14 protein-coding genes are annotated in these 18,451 nt (G+C 45.0%); 9 read left to right on the top strand and 5 right to left on the bottom strand.

What is annotated here, in order from left to right; translation table 11 throughout:
• Positions 1–24 precede the first annotated feature (24 nt).
• Both SVI_RS00245 and SVI_RS00240 read left to right on the top strand, forming a co-directional pair.
• Positions 25–1,467 (top strand): TrkH family potassium uptake protein, encoded by a 1,443-nt coding sequence (locus SVI_RS00245; protein ID WP_013049345.1) that lies wholly within the window; start codon positions 25–27, stop codon positions 1,465–1,467.
• A 1,387-nt stretch (positions 1,468–2,854) separates the two neighbouring features.
• The gene (locus SVI_RS00240; protein ID WP_041419530.1) at positions 2,855–3,160 is read left to right on the top strand and encodes an ArsR/SmtB family transcription factor; all 306 of its coding nucleotides are present in this window, start codon (positions 2,855–2,857) and stop codon (positions 3,158–3,160) included.
• A 312-nt stretch (positions 3,161–3,472) separates the two neighbouring features.
• Here SVI_RS00240 and hemG read toward each other — a convergent pair whose 3' ends face one another.
• The 4 genes from hemG to pepQ all read right to left on the bottom strand — a co-directional run bounded on the left by hemG (position 3,473) and on the right by pepQ (position 7,755).
• A complete protein-coding gene (hemG, locus tag SVI_RS00235) occupies positions 3,473–4,000 on the bottom strand; it encodes a menaquinone-dependent protoporphyrinogen IX dehydrogenase (RefSeq protein ID WP_013049342.1) in 528 nt (175 codons plus the stop codon).
• Between the two features lie 112 nt (positions 4,001–4,112).
• Positions 4,113–5,570, bottom strand: coding sequence for a TrkH family potassium uptake protein (locus SVI_RS00230; RefSeq protein WP_013049341.1), 1,458 nt, complete (start codon positions 5,568–5,570; stop codon positions 4,113–4,115).
• A gap of 154 nt (positions 5,571–5,724) precedes the next feature.
• On the bottom strand, positions 5,725–6,342 hold the full coding sequence (locus SVI_RS00225) for a YigZ family protein (RefSeq protein ID WP_013049340.1): 618 nt from the start codon (positions 6,340–6,342) through the stop codon (positions 5,725–5,727).
• A gap of 93 nt (positions 6,343–6,435) precedes the next feature.
• Complete coding sequence (pepQ, locus tag SVI_RS00220) at positions 6,436–7,755, bottom strand: Xaa-Pro dipeptidase (RefSeq protein ID WP_013049339.1); 1,320 nt, start codon at positions 7,753–7,755, stop codon at positions 6,436–6,438.
• Between the two features lie 287 nt (positions 7,756–8,042).
• On the opposite strand from pepQ, the gene fadB reads away from it, so the two are divergent.
• Positions 8,043–10,196 carry a fatty acid oxidation complex subunit alpha FadB gene (fadB, locus tag SVI_RS00215; protein WP_013049338.1) on the top strand — a complete coding sequence of 718 codons (2,154 nt, stop codon included), beginning with the start codon at positions 8,043–8,045 and terminating at the stop codon, positions 10,194–10,196.
• Positions 10,197–10,214: 18 nt separating this feature from the next.
• Positions 10,215–11,378: an acetyl-CoA C-acyltransferase FadA gene (gene fadA, locus SVI_RS00210; RefSeq protein ID WP_013049337.1), complete on the top strand. Its 1,164-nt coding sequence runs from the start codon at positions 10,215–10,217 to the stop codon at positions 11,376–11,378.
• 72 nt (positions 11,379–11,450) lie between these two features.
• Here fadA and SVI_RS00205 read toward each other — a convergent pair whose 3' ends face one another.
• Positions 11,451–12,278, bottom strand: coding sequence for an HpaA family protein (locus tag SVI_RS00205; protein ID WP_013049336.1), 828 nt, complete (start codon positions 12,276–12,278; stop codon positions 11,451–11,453).
• Positions 12,279–12,618: 340 nt separating this feature from the next.
• Between SVI_RS00205 and SVI_RS00200 the strand changes: the two genes are divergently transcribed.
• The 5 genes from SVI_RS00200 (at position 12,619) to SVI_RS00180 (ending at position 18,152) form a co-directional block, all read left to right on the top strand.
• Positions 12,619–13,149, top strand: a complete 531-nt coding sequence (locus SVI_RS00200) for a GNAT family N-acetyltransferase (protein ID WP_013049335.1) — start codon at positions 12,619–12,621, stop codon at positions 13,147–13,149.
• Complete coding sequence (ybaK, locus tag SVI_RS00195; protein ID WP_013049334.1) at positions 13,146–13,613, top strand: Cys-tRNA(Pro) deacylase; 468 nt, start codon at positions 13,146–13,148, stop codon at positions 13,611–13,613. Before SVI_RS00200 ends, ybaK begins: the two co-directional genes overlap by 4 nt.
• A gap of 166 nt (positions 13,614–13,779) precedes the next feature.
• The gene (tusA, locus tag SVI_RS00190) at positions 13,780–14,013 is read left to right on the top strand and encodes a sulfurtransferase TusA (protein ID WP_013049333.1); all 234 of its coding nucleotides are present in this window, start codon (positions 13,780–13,782) and stop codon (positions 14,011–14,013) included.
• A 34-nt stretch (positions 14,014–14,047) separates the two neighbouring features.
• Positions 14,048–14,488 carry an MOSC domain-containing protein gene (locus tag SVI_RS00185; RefSeq protein ID WP_013049332.1) on the top strand — a complete coding sequence of 147 codons (441 nt, stop codon included), beginning with the start codon at positions 14,048–14,050 and terminating at the stop codon, positions 14,486–14,488.
• 424 nt (positions 14,489–14,912) lie between these two features.
• Positions 14,913–18,152, top strand: coding sequence for an amidohydrolase family protein (locus SVI_RS00180; protein WP_013049330.1), 3,240 nt, complete (start codon positions 14,913–14,915; stop codon positions 18,150–18,152).
• Positions 18,153–18,451: the final 299 nt, after the last annotated feature.

Here is an 18,451-nt window from a genome sequence, read left to right as displayed (position 1 = left end):
CTGTTTTCAAAGGATTGAGTTACTATGCTGAACTTTCGGCCACTACTCTTTATTTTAGGCATATTTCTGTCGACCCTGACGGTATTTATGTTTATCCCCTTAATCTTCGCGCTAATCTATGGCGAAGAAACCGTTGGCGCCTTCATGATCTCATCTCTGGTCACGGCCACGGTAGCCACAGCTTGTATGCACCAAGGAAAAAGCAAACAGCTTAACCTTAATATTCGTGACATGTTCCTACTGACCAGCCTCACTTGGCTGATAGTCAGTGTGTTTGCGGCAATGCCCTTCACCCTCTATCACGGCATCAATTATACCGATGCCTTCTTCGAGACCATGTCGGGAATTACCACCACAGGCTCTACTGTCTTATCAGGCTTAGACAGTATGGATCACAGCATATTGATCTGGCGTTCCCTATTACAATGGCTGGGCGGTATTGGTTTTATCGTGATGGCAGTAGCTGTACTACCGTTTCTTAATGTCGGTGGTATGCGGCTGTTTAGAACCGAATCATCCGACTGGAGTGATAAGGCGATTCCCCGCACCCAAGACATGGCCAAGAACCTATTCTATATCTATATCTTACTCACGGTACTCTGTGGTTTTGCTTACCATATGGCAGGCATGGACTGGTTTCAGGCGATCAATCACGCCATGACGACCCTCTCCACTGGTGGCTACTCCACTTCCGATAGCTCCATGGCAGCCTTCTCAAATAATGCCCATTGGGTCGGCATCTTTTTCATGGCAGCCGGCGGCTTACCTATGCTGATGTTCGTCAACTGTATCCAGCAGAGATCTCTGCTGGTATGGAACGATGCCCAGGTTAAAGGCTTCCTGCTATTCATCTTTACAGTGTCATCTTGCCTAGCGTTCTGGCTCTGGAGTAGTCGCGAGATAGAACCCATAGATGCCATGCGTCTCGCCAGTTTTAACGTAGTCTCAGTGGTCACCACTACAGGTTATGGACTGACTGATTACACCGCCTGGGGCGCACTTGCCAACGTTACCTTCCTATTCTTAATGTTCGCCGGTAGCTGCTCAGGCTCGACCTCAGGTGGCATCAAGATCTTCCGTTTTCAGATTGCTATCGCCATCATGCGTGAGCAACTTAAACAGCAATTCCACCCTAACGGCGTGTTTAGGCAAAGATATAATAACCGGCCCATAGGTGATGATATAGTTCGATCCCTAGTGACCTTTATCCTCTTGTTCATGTTCGTGATAATCGCACTTTCGGTCATATTAGTCATGACGGGACTCGATCCCACCACTAGTTTTACCGGCGCAATAACTGCGGTAACTAACGTAGGTCCAGGACTAGGTGACATCATAGGCCCAGCAGGTAATTTCTCTAGTTTACCCGACGTGGCTAAGTGGGCACTGGCAATTGGTATGTTGTTGGGACGTTTGGAAATACTGACGGTAGCCGTACTGTTCCATCCAGGCTTCTGGAAGTATTAGCTGGAAATACTAAGTCGAAGTATTTTGGGTCGATGTTTATTTGGCTCACTTGCCTGATAGCCAGTTTCAAATATCTTTTGGGATTGGGTTCATTAGGCAGGTTTTGGAGTTTGGTTGGTTTACTGGTTACCATGATTTAGCTGTTATCTAACGCCTCTCCGGCGAGGGATGTGCACTCTTTATTTTGAGAAGGTTCTGTGACACGGTGAATTTGGCGTAGCCATATGCTTATGAACGAGAGTCAAGGATGCGAACTGGCTTTTAGATAGGATATCATTCAAGCACTATCCCTGTGAGCTCTGCCGTGACATCCATGTCACGGCAGCGCTTGTACCTAATATTATTTCGAGAAAGTTATCTCTTCGATTAGACATTTCTTACTCGCTAGACAAAAATTTTTTACTCTCGTCAAATGTAAAAAGTTTACAAATGCCACTGCGATATTGACGTTATAGCGCGCTCTTGAAACCCAAGTCACCAGCCGCGCTTGTGCCTGCCACTATTTCGAGAAAGTTATCTCTTCGATTAAACACTTTTACTAGCTAGGCAGAAGTCTTGTACTCCTCATCAGATGTGAAAAAACACCTTACATATGAGCAGCTCTAGAACAGGTGTGCCCTAGTCTATTCACTCCCTAGCGATTAAGTAACTTATGATGAATTTTACTTAAGTTAACCATAAATCAATTAACTTTCTAAAAGCACTGCAGGATAATTCAATTTGATTAACTTAAACCAGATATGGAAATCTAGTAGGCGTATATGAAGATTGGAGCTTTCCAACATTAATTAGGTTCACTCAATCCATAATTGAATAACAACTAATAAAGTGAATTGTAGGTTTAATGAAATATGAGCAATAAATGGCTATTTTGTGGATACGCTGCAAGTGCGCTATTCGGCGTTTGGATATCTGGTATAAGAGGGGCTGCAGGCATACATATGCTTCAATCTGCAATACTAGTTATCTCCGTAATCGCGTTATTCTTTTTAATAAATAACAAAAAATAACAAAAAATAACAAAAACAGTATCTACAAGCCGCATGATTCAATTGCGGCTTTAACGTTATCCTAAATAGCTATCGCACCAGACTAACCAGATCCTCGACATAATGTTAAATGTCATCCTTGTCGCTCTAGTCTATGATTGATTTGGGATCCCTTGTGTCATCTGTCGTTGTCGTCTTCATGAACACTTGAATAGCGAGTCTATACCTACTCTGTGGAAGCTGGTGTGAATACTATTAAGGCTTATTGCATTCAAAGATTTCAACTGCTGCCGAATGAACAAATATTTAATTAAACTGGTTTTAATATCATTGTCTTAGCTGAACGGCTCAAGTTAGAATAAACTAATCGAAAGTGAAGTGAGAGAGTGAGTACAGATATGCAAAAAGATATCGATGTAGATGCTATGGTGACCAACGCCGAGAATGCGGCTAAGTGGTTGAAGGCAATCGCCAACCCTAATCGATTGATGATCTTGTGCCTGCTACTGGATAATGAACTTAGTGTGACTCAGCTAAATGATACCGTTCCCCTCAGCCAATCGGCTCTGTCTCAGCATCTTGCTGTTTTAAGAACTCAAGACCTTGTATCTACTCGCAAGAGCTCCCAGATGGTGTATTACACACTAAAGAATTCACAGGTCACTGAAATCATATCGATCATGCATAAGCAGTTTTGCGCCTAATTCTTTTCGATAACTTTATGCAGCAAAATGCCAGTCTCTCGACTGGCATTTTTAGTTTTCATCACAGCTAGAGCTATCTACCGACGAAGCCTTAGCGAACTCTTCGACTCGCTGCCAATCGGTGAAATCATAAGTACCTGAGGTATCCATTGATACCCCTTGGTCATCCACTACACATTCTTAACTAATGAATTATCTGCCGGCAAAAGCCTTGGCGAACTCTTCGACTCGTTACCAATCGGTGATTTCATAGGCGCCAGAGGTATCCATTGACACCCCTTGGTCATCCACTACATATTCTTAACTAATGAATTATCTGCCAGCGAAAGCTTTAGCGAACTCTTCGACTCGTTGCCAATCGGTGAAATCATAGGTGCCAGAGGTATCCGTCGGCCCTTTGGTCATCCACATGATGAAACGTATCATGGTCTTATCTAAGAAGCGGTACTTAGGGTAATCAATCTTTCCGGCAAAAACGCCTAGCTGCTGAGGTTGCCATAAAGAAAGCGATAGAAACTTCTTCATATAAGGGTTGGTTTCCGGGGTGTTCTTCTCCGGCTTTCTGGCAACAACATTCACAGTAAAAAAGGCATTTTTCTTGGCATTGAGCACGGCTTGGTGACGATTAATATACTGATAAAGCTCAGGCCTGTGCTTACCGTAACGAATACTGGCACCAATCATGATCTTATCGAAGTAAGAGAGGTTTAAGCCTTGGGCCCCCTCCAATGAAGTCAAAGTCACGCTATCACCCGCACTTTCGCTGATCCCCTGCATAAGCTCACAGATTGCTTTTGTTTGGCCATCAACGGTGGAGTAGATAATTAACGTATTGCTCATCATAATTCCTGAATAATGAAGGTAGAAATGCAAGCGGCCACTTATGGGCACTCTATACTGATTAAATAAAAATGTAGCCAATAAAGCTATAAGGTAAAGGTTTAATTTACCCTTAACTCCGCCAAAAAGTAGGCGTAAACAAGACCAGAAGTGTAAAGACTTCGAGTCGACCAAATAACATAGCCAGCAAGAGTATCCATTTAGAACCATCATTGATGCTGGCATAGTTGCTGGCCACTTCACCTAAGCCTGGGCCTAAGTTATTTAAGCAAGCAGCTGTGGCACTAAAGGCACTGATATTATCCATCCCCATTGCTAATAATGCCAGCATACAGATAACAAAAACCAGGGCGTAAGCAGAGAAAAATCCCCACACAGCATCTATGACACGGTCAGGCAAAGCTTTATTACCGATCCGAATCGAGAACATGCCTCTTGGGTGTACCAGACGTTTAAGCTCGCGGGAGCCCTGCTTGAGTAACAAGATCATCCGCATCACCTTAATACCACCGGCTGTGGACCCACCACAGCCACCGATAAAGCTGGAGAAGATAAGTAACATAGGTAAAAACAGCGGCCACATGTGGAAGCTCTCGGTGCCGAATCCAGCAGTTGTCGAAATTGACACAGCCTGAAATAGGGCATAATCGAAGGTCTCTTCCGGTGAATCATAGATACCCGTGTGATACAGAGTCGCGAAGCAGATCCCTGTCAACACAAGCTGCACTATAATCAGCACCTTAAACTCGGCGTCTTTGAAATAAACCCTGAGGTTAATACCGCGGCGGGTAAAGGCAGCAAAATGCAGGCTGAAATTAAGCGCTGCAATCAAGAGGAAAACCACACAGACCATGTTAATTGCCGGGCTATCGAAGTGGCCGATACTTGCATCATAGGTAGAGAAACCGCCAATTGCGATAGTCGAGAAAGAGTGGCAGATAGCATCGAAGACATTCATTCCTGCCACCCAGTAAGAGAAAGCACAGGCGACGGTCAGTAAAAAATAGATATACCATAAAGCCTTAGCAGTCTCGGCTATCCTAGGGGTCATCTTACTATCTTTCACCGGCCCGGGCATTTCGGCGCGATATAACTGCATCCCTCCGATACCGAGTACAGGCAGAATAGCGACGGCCAAGACAATGATCCCCATTCCTCCTAACCATTGCAGTAGATGCCGATAAAAGAGTATGGCTTTAGGTAGATAATCTAAGCCCACGATCACAGTGGCACCTGTGGTGGTTAAGGCTGAAAAAGACTCGAAGAAGCTATCTGTAATAGATAAGTCCGGCTGGCTGGAAAAAATAAATGGTACAGCACCGATAGAACCCAGCACTCCCCAAAAAAGCACTACTAGGAGGAAGCCTTCGCGGGTGCGTAGATCTTTCTTGTGCCTTCGATTGGGGTACCAGAGTATGAAACCTAGGAATAGACTCAATACAAACGCCTGAATAAATGCAGTTCCGCCACCATCTTTATAGATCACCGCCACCAAAGCTGGCGGCAGTAGAGACAGGGAGAACAAGCCCATAAGCAAACCTGTTATTCTTATTATCGTTCTATATTGCATCAGGGCCTATTTATTATTCATTAGCAAAAGCCACTTCCCATAATATGAGAGTAAGGAAAAGTGCACAACTTTGTTATTTTCGCACATTTCGATAACTCAGCACAGGGACAAATCATCTAGCTTAATCATCGAGTAAGCATACCTAAGTCAGAGCTCACTCCAGCTCGAAATTAGCTTTTAACTTGCCCTGGCTCATGGTGGCTAAGTCAGTATTTAGTTTGTCTTGATAGCGCTTAGGAAGCTCAAAGGTCACCAGCACCTTATCGGTAAAGCATCGGTCTGATATCACACCGTCACACAAATTAAGCAGATACTCTACATCCTGAAGCTGGCTATACTCACACTCCAATAGACCCGGGTAACGGATCTGTTTCAGCTGAGTTTGTAACTGGATAAGTCCTTGTCTGACACCTGAACTATAGGCCCTGACTAAACCACCGACTCCGAGTTTAGTCCCGCCGAAGTAGCGCACCACTATGGCACCTATCTCACCCACATTTGAACCCTGTAGAGTGGCCAACATGGGACGCCCCGCACTTCCGGCTGGCTCTCCATCATCGCTGGAACCAATAGCCATGCTGTTACCAGGTTCAGCACTCACAAACGCATAGCAATAATGGTTAGCTCCGGGATATTCCGCCCTAACCTTAGTGAGTACACACTTCAGCTCATCGGTAGACTGGCAGTGAAAAAGAAAAGAGATAAAGCGGCTATGCTTTATCTCTTCTTCTACGACTAAGTCGACAGATGGGATCTGATAACTATCAATCAATAGGAGTTTCCCTAAGCGAGTTAAATACAATTGTGTAAATTATAAATTATCCTTACTTCTATTACCGATAAATAAATATCCGGTGGTGATCTATCAGGCTAAACCACAATCGCGAGTCATATTCTCGTTTCTATCACCATGAACGATGACATTATCTTCGATGCGAATGCCGCCAAATGGACGTAACTCATCTATGGTGTTCCAGTTAATCTGTGCCTGACGTTTGTCTTGCTTCAAGCCGTCGAGTAGAGAGTCGATAATGTAGATCCCTGGCTCGATAGTCAGTACCTGATTTACGGCTAAGGTACGAGTGCAGCGCAGGAAGGGATGCGCATCTGGTGCGGCAATATGAGTGCCGCGTTCATCATGAAGGTAGCCTCCCATATCATGAACTTGTAGGCCTAACATATGACCTAGGCCATGGGGGAAAAAGACAGCTGTGATCCCCTGCTCGACTAAGCCTTCTACATCTCCACTCGCCATATTAAAATCTAACATGATCTGGGCAATTTTTTTATGGGTCTCAATATGTAAATCAACATATTTTAGACCCGGCCTCATCATATCTACCAGCTCAAGCTGCGCCTTGTTCATCGCCTCAATCAAGTCACTGAAGATATTTTTCTCGAAGGCATAGGTACGGGTAATATCCGACGCATAGCCAAAAAAATTCGCCCCAGCATCGATAAGAAAGGACTTTCTCGGGTGAGGACTGGCATGTTCCAGCTTAGTGTAATGTAGAATCGAAGCATTCTGGTTAAGCGCTATGATATTGCCGTAGGGAACCTCATTCTCGCCCTGGCAAGAAGCCTTCAGATATTCCTGCTGGATCCCAAATTCACTGCCGCCGTTATAGAAGGCATTTTTAGCAGCCACATGACCCTGTACAGCGATCTCGTTAGAACGGCGCATACATTCGAGCTCATACTGGGTCTTAGTCGCTCTATGATAGTGAAGGTAACTCATCACAGCATCTGGATTTCTGGTCTTAAATCCAAGCACCTCGGCAACATCTAAATGCTCACCTATATAGGCCCATTTGCTGATGTCCCTTGGCAACAACTCGGCAACCTTGTCGGCTTTGGTTAGCAGTTTAATCTCCACATGCTCACTCCAAAATGCATCGGGAACATCGGCAACTTTATGCCAAAAATCTACCGGACGATAGAAGATTAATTGCGGCTTATCCCGACCATTAACTAGCAACCAGCAGTGGGGATTATCCAAGATGGGTAACCAGGCCTTAAAGTGTGGATTGACCTTAAAGGGATAATCGATATCGTCTAAAAACTGGCGATGAGGCTGACCAGAATGGATCACTAGGCCAGATAAATTCCCTCGGGTAACGATATCCGTCACACGACGGTTCAATTCTGCGATGTGAGCAAGGTAATGGCTAGCGAGCTTATCCATGAGCTATGTCCTGTTGTTAATTGTACTTATTACTAAATAAGGTATAAATAAGTGTCTGACTCGCTTTTTAGTACCACTTAACTAGACTATTTATGCCTGTTTAGTATCTAAAAACAGTCTAACATAAAGCTTAAAAATACCGCCACCCAAGAGGCAGTCAAACAAGCGTTTAAATTGGGTGTTGTAATTTGTTTAAATTCGTCGCACACTGAGTAACAAGTGGTCAGATGATGACCTGCGCTGAGATAGAAAAACCACGACGGGTATCACGCAAAAGGAAGCAAGCAATGATCTACCAAAGTCCTACGATTCAGGTTGAGTTACTTGAAGATAATATCGCTCGGCTATGCTTTAACGCACCGGGTTCAGTCAACAAGTTAGATAGAGAAACGATTAACTCTCTTAACGCTGCACTCGATGCAATCCAGCAAAATTCAGACATCCAAGCTCTAGTCCTGACTTCAGGTAAAGGCGCCTTCATCGTTGGCGCCGACATCACTGAATTCTTAGGCTTGTTCGCCCAAGACGATAGTGTGCTACTCCCTTGGATAGCTGAAGCGAATGTCGTATTTAATAAGTTAGAAGATCTTCCCTTTCCAACTATCTCAGCCATCAACGGCTTTGCACTAGGTGGCGGTTTCGAAACCGTACTAGCTACCGACTTCCGTATTGCCGATACCACAGCAAGAGTGGGATTACCTGAGTCTAAGCTAGGACTGGTTCCAGGTTTTGGAGGCACGGTTCGCTTGCCACGTCTAATCGGTGCGGATAACGCGCTCGAGTGGATCACTAGCGGTAAAGACCAACGTCCGGAAGCGGCGCTTAAAGTCGGCGCTATCGACGCAATCGTTGCCCCAGAAAATTTACAAGCTTCAGCCATTCAGATGCTCAAGGATGCAGTCGCAGAAAAACTCGATTGGCAGACTCGCCGCGCTCGAAAGCAGGCTCCACTGACACTGCCTAAGCTAGAAGCCATGATGTCATTCGCCACTGCCAAAGGCATGGTTTTCAAGATAGCGGGCAAGCATTACCCGGCACCTATGACAGCCATCAGCGTCATAGAAAAAGCCGCTAACCTTGGGCGAGATGAAGCCCTTAAGATAGAACATCAGGCCTTTGTTAAGCTGGCCAAGACAGATGTGACTCAGGCATTGATCGGTATCTTCCTCAATGATCAGCTAGTAAAAGGTAAGGCTAAGAAGGCCGGTAAACTGGCTAAGAAAGTCGACACGGCTGCCGTACTAGGTGCAGGCATCATGGGTGGCGGTATCGCCTACCAGAGTGCCAGTAAAGGCACTCCTATCGTCATGAAAGATATTGCACAGCCAGCTCTGGACTTAGGTCTGGGTGAAGCATCTAAGCTGCTTGCAGCGCAAATTAAACGTGGTCGCTCTACACCAGAGAAGATGGCTAAGGTACTTAACAACATCACAGCGACTCTGGACTATGCTCCGGTCAAAGATGTCGACCTTGTCGTCGAAGCCGTTGTCGAGCACCCTAAAGTCAAATCTATGGTACTGGCCGAAGTTGAGCAGCATGTTGCCGACGACGCCATCATCACCTCTAATACATCTACCATCTCGATAAACCTGCTAGCTAAGGCGCTAAACAAGCCTGAGCGTTTCTGTGGCATGCACTTCTTCAACCCGGTACATAAGATGCCACTGGTTGAAATTATTCGTGGTGAGAACAGCTCGGAAGAGACGATTGCGACTGTAGTCGCTTACGCCAGCAAGATGGGTAAGACACCTATCGTAGTTAATGATTGTCCTGGCTTCTTCATTAACCGTGTGCTGTTCCCTTACTTTGCAGGTTTTTGTGGCCTACTCGCCGATGGCGGTGATTTCGCCGCTATCGATAAGGTAATGGAAAAACAGTTTGGTTGGCCTATGGGCCCAGCATACCTACTGGATGTTGTCGGTTTAGACACGGGTCATCACGCACAGGCCGTTATGGCTGAAGGCTTCCCGGATCGCATGGCGAAAGATGGCAAAGATGCTATCGATATCATGTTCGGAGCTGAACGCTTCGGTCAGAAGAACAGCAAAGGTTTCTATGCTTACTCTGTCGACCGTCGTGGCAAGCCGAAGAAAGATGTCGATGCCGTTAGCTATGAACTGCTAGGTGCCGAATTTGGCGAACTTAAGCAATTCGAGTCCGATGAGATCATCGCCCGCACTATGATCCCTATGATCATAGAAACCGTGCGTTGTCTCGAAGAAGGCATTATCGCTTCACCTGCTGAAGCGGATATGGGTCTGGTTTACGGTCTAGGTTTCCCACCATTCCGAGGCGGTGTATTCCGCTATATAGATACCATGGGCGTCGCAAACTTCGTCGCTCTCGCCGATAAATATGCTCACTTAGGTGGCCTATATCAAGTAACAGATGCCATGCGTGAACTTGCCGCAAACAATGGCAGCTACTACCAGTCTAAATAAGTGGGAAGGAATAAAACAATGAAACAAGCAGTTATCGTAGATTGCATCCGTACTCCCATGGGCCGTTCTAAGGCTGGAGTATTTAGAAATGTACGTGCAGAGACCCTCTCAGCTGAACTAATGAAGGCTCTGATTAAGCGTAATCCTAAACTGGATCCTAACACCATAGAAGACGTGATTTGGGGCTGTGTACAGCAGACTCTGGAGCAAGGCTTCAATATCGCCCGTAACGCATCACTGCTTGCGGGTCTGCCTAAGCAGATTGGCGGCGTGACCGTTAACCGCCTGTGTGGTTCATCTATGGATGCTCTCCATCAAGCCGCACGCGCCATCATGACAGGCCAAGGTGATACCTTCATCGTTGGTGGTGTCGAGCACATGGGTCATGTGCCTATGAATCATGGTGTCGACTTCCATCCGGGTCTTGCCAGTAATGTCGCTAAGGCATCGGGCATGATGGGTCTTACGGCTGAGATGCTAGGTAAGATGCACGGCATCACACGTGAGCAGCAAGATGAATTTGCGGTACGTTCACATAAACGTGCTCATGCAGCCACTGTCGAAGGTCGCTTCGCCAATGAGATCCACCCAATCGAAGGTCATGATACCAATGGTGCCTTAATCACGGTTGAGCATGATGAAGTTATCCGTCCTGAAACGACCATGGAGTCTCTGTCCGGACTTAGACCAGCTTTCGACCCTGCTAATGGCACAGTTACAGCGGGTACATCTTCAGCCCTGTCAGATGGTGCATCTGCCATGCTAGTTATGGAAGAAGAGAAAGCCAAGGCCTTAGGCTTACCAATCCGTGCTCGCATCCTCTCAATGGCCGTCGCCGGTTGTGATGCCGCCATCATGGGTTATGGTCCTGTTCCGGCAACTAAGAAAGCACTGGAACGCGCAGGTCTTACCATCGAAGATCTCGATGTTATCGAGCTCAACGAAGCCTTCGCAGCCCAATCTATACCATGTATGAAAGACTTAGGTCTGATGGATGTGGTTGATGAGAAGGTTAACCTCAATGGCGGAGCTATCGCCCTAGGTCATCCATTAGGATGCTCTGGTACTCGTATCTCTACAACACTTATCAACTTGATGGAAAGCAAAGATGCAAAATATGGTTTGGCGACCATGTGTATCGGTTTAGGTCAAGGTATAGCAACGATATTCGAAAGACCTTAATAAGTTTCATAAACTAGCCGTCTCATAATAAAAAGGCCAGCATATGCTGGCCTTTTTATTCAGGAATAATAATTAATACCGCTTAATTCCCTTCAATTCTTTAACATCTGCTTCAAAGCTATTTATTTCTTCAGTTGAGACATACTTTACTAGTTGCTTCATTGAGCCTTGGTAAAACTTGGTCATTGCATTAGCATAAGCTTTTTCTACGTTATCAACCAAAACATCAGGCTTACTAGCGTGCTTTATTGCTCCACCAATAGCTCCGGATATTAACCCTCCACCACTAGCTTTAGTTTCCCATTGCGTAATATAGGGCTCTGCAATATTAAGGCTGCTTAAATCCACACGCTTCTGAGCCATGACTTGCCCCGTTAATGGCTCAATAAATTTAAGTACAAAAGAGCCATCTATTTTTATGAATCCCTTCTCCTGCGCATAAGAAGAAAAAGACTTTCTTTTCACATCTGCCTTACCGACTTTTATATCAAATTTAGGTACAATCGCCAAATAACTATTCTTTTTATCACCATAGGTGATCTCATCAAAAGTCTCATAAGGGCCGGTATATGTAAAACCCTTTCGAGTAATCAAAATTTCAACTCCGTTTTGAAATGCTTTTCTTACCTCTTGATTATAATGATCTCTGACCTGAACAAATGAGTCTTTTCTTTCTTGACGTACCCCAAGGTTAACAAGCATTGAATTTTGATTTGAAACCATCTGTTGATACACAGTAAATACACCTGTTGGTTTTACGATGGCAATTTTCTTATCCACTGACGCACTTTGTGCACCAAAATCAAAATTTGTATCCACTCTTCCAGACTCCTTCTTTACTGGAATAGCAGAGCATGCACATAATGAGATAGAGATAAGTAGAGCAAGGGATTGCTTCATTTAATAATCCTTTATTTAATAGCTAACAATTTTGAGTGATTTTACTCTTCTCCTCCCCCTAAACAACCCTTACCAACCAATAAAGATTAACAAACCAGAAACAAGCGAGCAACACAACAGCTATGGCTGTGGGATCTAAATTTTCAGCATATAATACTTAGAAAACATTAGTATCCACACAAAATAAGACATTGTTGTTTATGTTCCACGTGGAACATTTTTATAAAAACACACAGATATTATATCAAGTCTAGCGTTACTCCTTCTTAAAAAAATGACTCTTGACCAAAAGTGAGTAACCTGTCAAAACTAGGACTCGCAGATTTTTTGGAGCCGAGAGATGGAACTGGTATTACTGGCAGATAAACCCGAGGCGATTCCGCAAATAGCCAAATGGTATAATGATGAATGGGGTACTCCTACTTTGAACCAGGGGGCCAATGACTCTAGTCGCTCGACTTTAACCTTGGAAAGTAAACTAAAGGATTACCTTAATCGCGACAAATTACCCCAGATACTCTTAGCAACACATCAAGATGAAGGTTGCGGCACCCAAGTCATAGCGTCAGCTCAGCTAAGATTTCAGGAGATGACCACTTACCCTGAAACATCGCATTGGCTCGGCGGCGTTTACGTCGATAAGGCTCACAGAGGAAAAGCCATTGGTCAGTGCCTGATTAATGGCATCTTAGATTTAGCCAGACAACATCAGGTAAGCGAACTTTATCTACAAACAGAAGATCATTCAGGTGGCCTGTATAAGAAGATGGGCTGGAAGGCCGTCGAACAGGTGACCTATCACGGAGTGAAAGTACTGGTGATGAAGTTAAAGCTAAATGACTTTTATTGCGAGCAGCAGAGGCAAGCATGACTCCAGCAATCAATGCACTAAAGAAAGCCAAAATAGAATTCGTCATACATGAATATCACCATCAGCCTGGTTGTGACTCTTATGGGCTAGAAGCGGCAGAAAAATTAGGTTTGCAGCTTGAACAAGTGTTTAAGACATTAGTCGTTCAGCTCGATGGCAAACAGCTTGTGGTTGCCATTATTCCCGTCGACTCCAAACTCAATATGAAACTCATAGCCAAGGCAGCGCAAGCTAAGAAAGCCGCCATGGCCAATGCCGATGATGTGCAAAGATCTACTGGCTATAAATTGGGAGGTGTCAGTCCAATAGCACAGAAGAAAACCCTAAAGACCTACATAGATATTAGTGCAGAGAATCACTTACAAATATATGTCAGCGGCGGTCAGCGAGGATTAGACATTGAACTGGCGCCTGAGCAGCTACAACTAATAACCAAGGCACGACTCGCTGCCCTCACGAATTAATCTAGTCTCACAAAATCCCCCTCAGAGCTTGGATAAAGCTTTTTGCTGGAGTAATATTAGTCACTCTTTACAAGCACGCCTCACCTCTGAATTGCAGTAGGTTCGATGGCAGATATATGGTTGAGGAATTATGAGCGACCGAGTGAGTGATACGATTATCGATGGCATGAATCAAGCCGACCATCACCTTGATGCTATTGGACTCAGATGTCCGGAGCCTGTGATGATGGTGCGTAAATCAGTACGTAAAATGGAAGCCGGCGAGACCCTGCTGATCATTGCAGACGATCCAGCCACTACACGAGATATTCCCAGCTTCTGTGAATTCATGGATCATAAACTAATCTCAAGCAGCACAGATAAAACGCCTTATCAGTATCTAATACAGAAAGGACTCTGAAGTTAACTGACATAAACATATAAAGGAATCATCTATGTCGACACTTATTGCCATCGGATTTAAACCCATTAAGCAACAGCCTATGACACTCGTTACTAAGGCAAATGTCACCTGCTCCCATGGTGTCGAACAAGATTTTTTCGGCCGACCAGGTAAGCGACAAGTCACTGTCATGTCTAAAGAGCAATGGCTGAACGTCTGTTGTGAGCTTGATACCATGCTACCTTGGACAACTCGTAGAGCTAACTTACTGGTTGAAGGCCTGAGTTTTACTCCAGCACATGTAGGCAAGATACTAGAGATAGGTGACCTCAAGTTGGAGATCACCGGCGAGACAGATCCGTGTAAGAAGATGGAAATTTCCCATGCCGGACTCGAAGCTGCACTAACACCAGATTGGCGCGGTGGTGTCACCTGTCGGGTATTGAACGATGGGGTTATCCGTGAAGGTGATGCGGTTCTGCTGATAAGCTAACCGATAAAATCCAGACTCGATGACAGGCTTAGCTCTGTTTATCGAGTTAGCTCTACTCTGCTATTCTTATTGTTTCTATGCCTCTAGCTTCATAATCACTGCATCACTAACGCCAGCCCTCAAACCTAAATCATATAACAGCTGTAAAAAATCATCTTAAGACTCCCTCCAATTTATACCCATAAACTCTAGATAGAGTAAGCCTTGAACCTAGTCTAGATTACAATTTACTACACAATATTAGTTTTACCCGCCGCTAAAATATGCGATAAAAGACCAGCAAGCACACAAGCTAAATACAGCATAAAAAACATAACAATTACAAATGACAACTCAGCTCGCTTTAAGAAAAATCTGGCACAATCAATAAATAATAATTAGCGCCAGTAATGACTCAATTAAAATAAGAACACCAGGGATTCAAATGATAAAACATAAGTTCACACCACTAGGTGCTGCAATCGCACTTAGTTTAAGTTTGCCAATAATGGCAAGCGAATCGACTTCAGATAAAGCAGCTAAGTGGCAAGTAAACGCGCCGACTAATGCCCCTTTTGAACAGGTTAAGATTGATGTATCCGAAGGCACCTGGATGAACATCAGTGTCAGCCCAAATGGTAAGACTATCGTGTTCGATATGCTGGGTGATATCTATCAAATCCCCATGCAAGGTGGTGAGGCCAAAGTATTAGCTAAAGGCATAGCCTGGCAGATGCAGCCGACATACAGCCCGGATGGTAAGTATATCGCCTTCACCTCGGATGAAAACGGTGGCGACAATATCTGGATCATGGATGCCGATGGCAGCAATCCAAGAGCCGTTACCGACGAAACATTCCGTCTGCTCAATAGCCCAGCCTGGAGTCCGGATTCACAATACCTGGTCGCACGTAAGCATTACACAGGCTCACGTAGTCTAGGTGCCGGAGAAGTCTGGCTATATCATATTGCTGGCGGCGAAGGCATTAAGCTCACCGAGCGCCCTAACGAACAGAAAGACTTAGGCGAACCCGCCTACTCTCCAGATGGCCGCTATATCTACTTTAGCCAAGATGCCACTCCGGGTAAGACATTCCATTACTCGAAAAATTCGGTCAAGGGCATCTATAAGATAAAGCGCTACGATACCGAGACCGGGGATATAGAAGTATTAGTCCAAGGCACAGGTGGTGCCATAAGACCGACCCCGAGTCCGGACGGAACTAAGCTAGCCTATATCAAACGTGATGGATTTCAGTCTTCCCTTTACCTGCTCGACCTTAAATCTGGCAAGAAAGAGAAGCTATACGGCAAGCTAGACAGAGACATGCAGGAGACCTGGGCCATTCATGGTGTCTACCCGACCATGAGCTGGACCAGTGATAACCAAGAGATAGTCTTCTGGGCTGGCGGTAAGATTAACAAAATCGATGTCGAGTCAAAATCAGTTAAACAGATCCCCTTCTCGGTGAAGACAGAGCTAGCTGTTCAACCTGCGGTACGATTCAAGCAAGACCTTGATAAGGATGTATTCGACGTCAATATGCTGCGTATGGCTCAGGTATCACCCGATGGTAAGAAAGTCGTTTATGAAGCCCTAGGTAAATTATGGATTAAGAGCTTATCTAATAAATCAGACAAGCATAGCCGGCTCACTAAACTAGATTCAGAGCTGAGAGAGCTGTATCCCCAGTGGTCCCGTGACAGCAGAAGTGTGGTGTTTACCACCTGGGATGATCAGCAGCAAGGTACAGTTAAAGTCGTCAGTGTCAGGAACAAACGCAGTAAAACATTGACCAAGGAGCCGGGTAAATATGTAGAACCCACCTTCTCACCCGATGGTTCCTTCGTAGTTTACCGTAAAGCTAAAGGCGGTTATATCACACCGAAAACCTGGTCCCAGAATACAGGTCTGTATAAGGTAGATATTCAAGGCAAACAAAATACCCGCATCACGCCAGACGGTTATCAACCACAGTTTGGTGCCGATTCAGAACGAGTCTACTTTATGGATCAGGGTGAGACTCCAGAGTTCGCCTCAATAAACCTAGATGGCTTCCAGAAACGAGTTCACTACACCAGCAAGCTAGGTACAGAATTTCGCATATCTCCCGATGGCAAGCAGCTCGCTTTCGCTGAACGTTTCAAGGTCTGGGTCACTCCATTCGCTAAACACGGCGAGACTATAGAGATAGGCCCTAAGGCGAGTAACTTACCTGTCAGCCAATTGAGTGTGCGTGCCGGTGAGAGTATCAGTTGGAACGGTAACAGCGATCAACTCTACTGGACCTTGGGCCCAGAGCTATATCAGATGTCTGTAGATATAGAGTATAAAGACCAAAGAAAAACCAACAATGATGAGCAAACTAACTCAGATATCGCTAAGGTCGAACCTAAGATAACCGACCTGGGATTCACTCAGAAAGCCGATGTTCCACGTGGAACAATTGCCTTTGTCGGTGGCAAGATAATCACCATGGAAGATGACAAGGTGATTGAGAATGGTGTTGTCATCATCAAGGATAACAAGATTATCTCTGTCGGTGACTCATCGACGCAAATCCCAAGTGAGGCCACTGTCATAGACATCAAGGGCAAAACCTTGATGCCGGGTCTATTCGATGCTCATGCACATGGCGCACAAGGTGAAGAGGAAATTATCCCCCAGCAAAACTGGGAACTCTACTCAAACTTGTCTCTAGGTGTCACGGCTATCCATGATCCGTCTAACGATACCACAGAGATATTCGCCGCTTCCGAACAACAGAAAGCGGGAAATATTGCCGGTCCACGCATCTTCTCCACTGGTACCATTCTCTATGGAGCCAATGGTCCAGGCTACACATCTCACATAGATTCACTGGATGATGCCAAATTCCACCTGGAACGTTTGAAGAAAGTCGGCGCATTCAGTGTGAAGAGTTATAACCAGCCGCGTCGTAATCAGCGTCAACAAGTCATAGCGGCCGCTCGTGAACTCGAGATGATGGTTGTACCTGAAGGTGGCAGTTTGCTACAACATAACCTCACCATGATTGTCGATGGTCATACGGGTATCGAACATTCACTGCCAGCGGCATCTATCTACAATGATATAAAGCAGCTATGGAGTCAGACTGAAGTCGGTTACACCCCGACTCTAGTCGTCGCCTATGGCGGTATATCGGGTGAGAACTATTGGTACGATAAGACAGATGTTTGGGCACACCCGAGACTGTCCATGTATGTACCGAGTGATCTACTAGACGCCAGATCCATGAGACGCCCAACCGCACCGGATGAACATTACAACCATTTCAATGTTGCCCGTGTCGCCAATGAGATGAATGATCTGGGCGTTAAACCCAATATTGGGGCCCATGGTCAACGTGAAGGTTTAGCAGCTCATTGGGAGATGTGGATGTTTGCCCAAGGTGGCATGAGTAATCTCGAAGTGCTAAAAACAGCTACCATAAATCCGGCTAAACACTTCGCCATGGATCATCAACTAGGTTCTATCAAGCAAGGTAAACTCGCCGACTTGATCGTTATCGATGGTGACCCACTAGAAGATATTCGAGTCACAGATCGAGTTACTTATACCATGGTCAACGGCAAACTCTACAACGCCGAAACTATGAACCAGTTAAACGGTGGATCAAAAAATAGAGGTAAAGAGAGAAAGCCTTTCTTTTTTGAACATTAATAGCTGTTTTTAATTTTAAAATCTGGCTAACTTTGGACGAGGATTTTAATTTGAGGAAAATTATTTTTTGACTAGATAATCTAAAAATATCTCTTCCCGATGCAGACCTAAATGTAAATCCTAAAATAAAGTCTGAAATAAAGTCTGAAAATAAAAAGAGTGTTCCACGTGGAACACTCTTTTTTTTAGTTCCTAGGAAACTAGGACCTAGGCTTCTAGTTCCCAGAGACTTTTCTTTTACCAGAAAGAGCAACGAACATCTAACAGGTGCAGCCGTTATCTTGGCTTTACTTCCTTCT

The sequence above is a fragment of the Shewanella violacea DSS12 genome, from assembly GCF_000091325.1.
GTDB lineage: Bacteria > Pseudomonadota > Gammaproteobacteria > Enterobacterales > Shewanellaceae > Shewanella > Shewanella violacea.
This window is presented reverse-complemented; position numbering and strand designations above follow the sequence as displayed.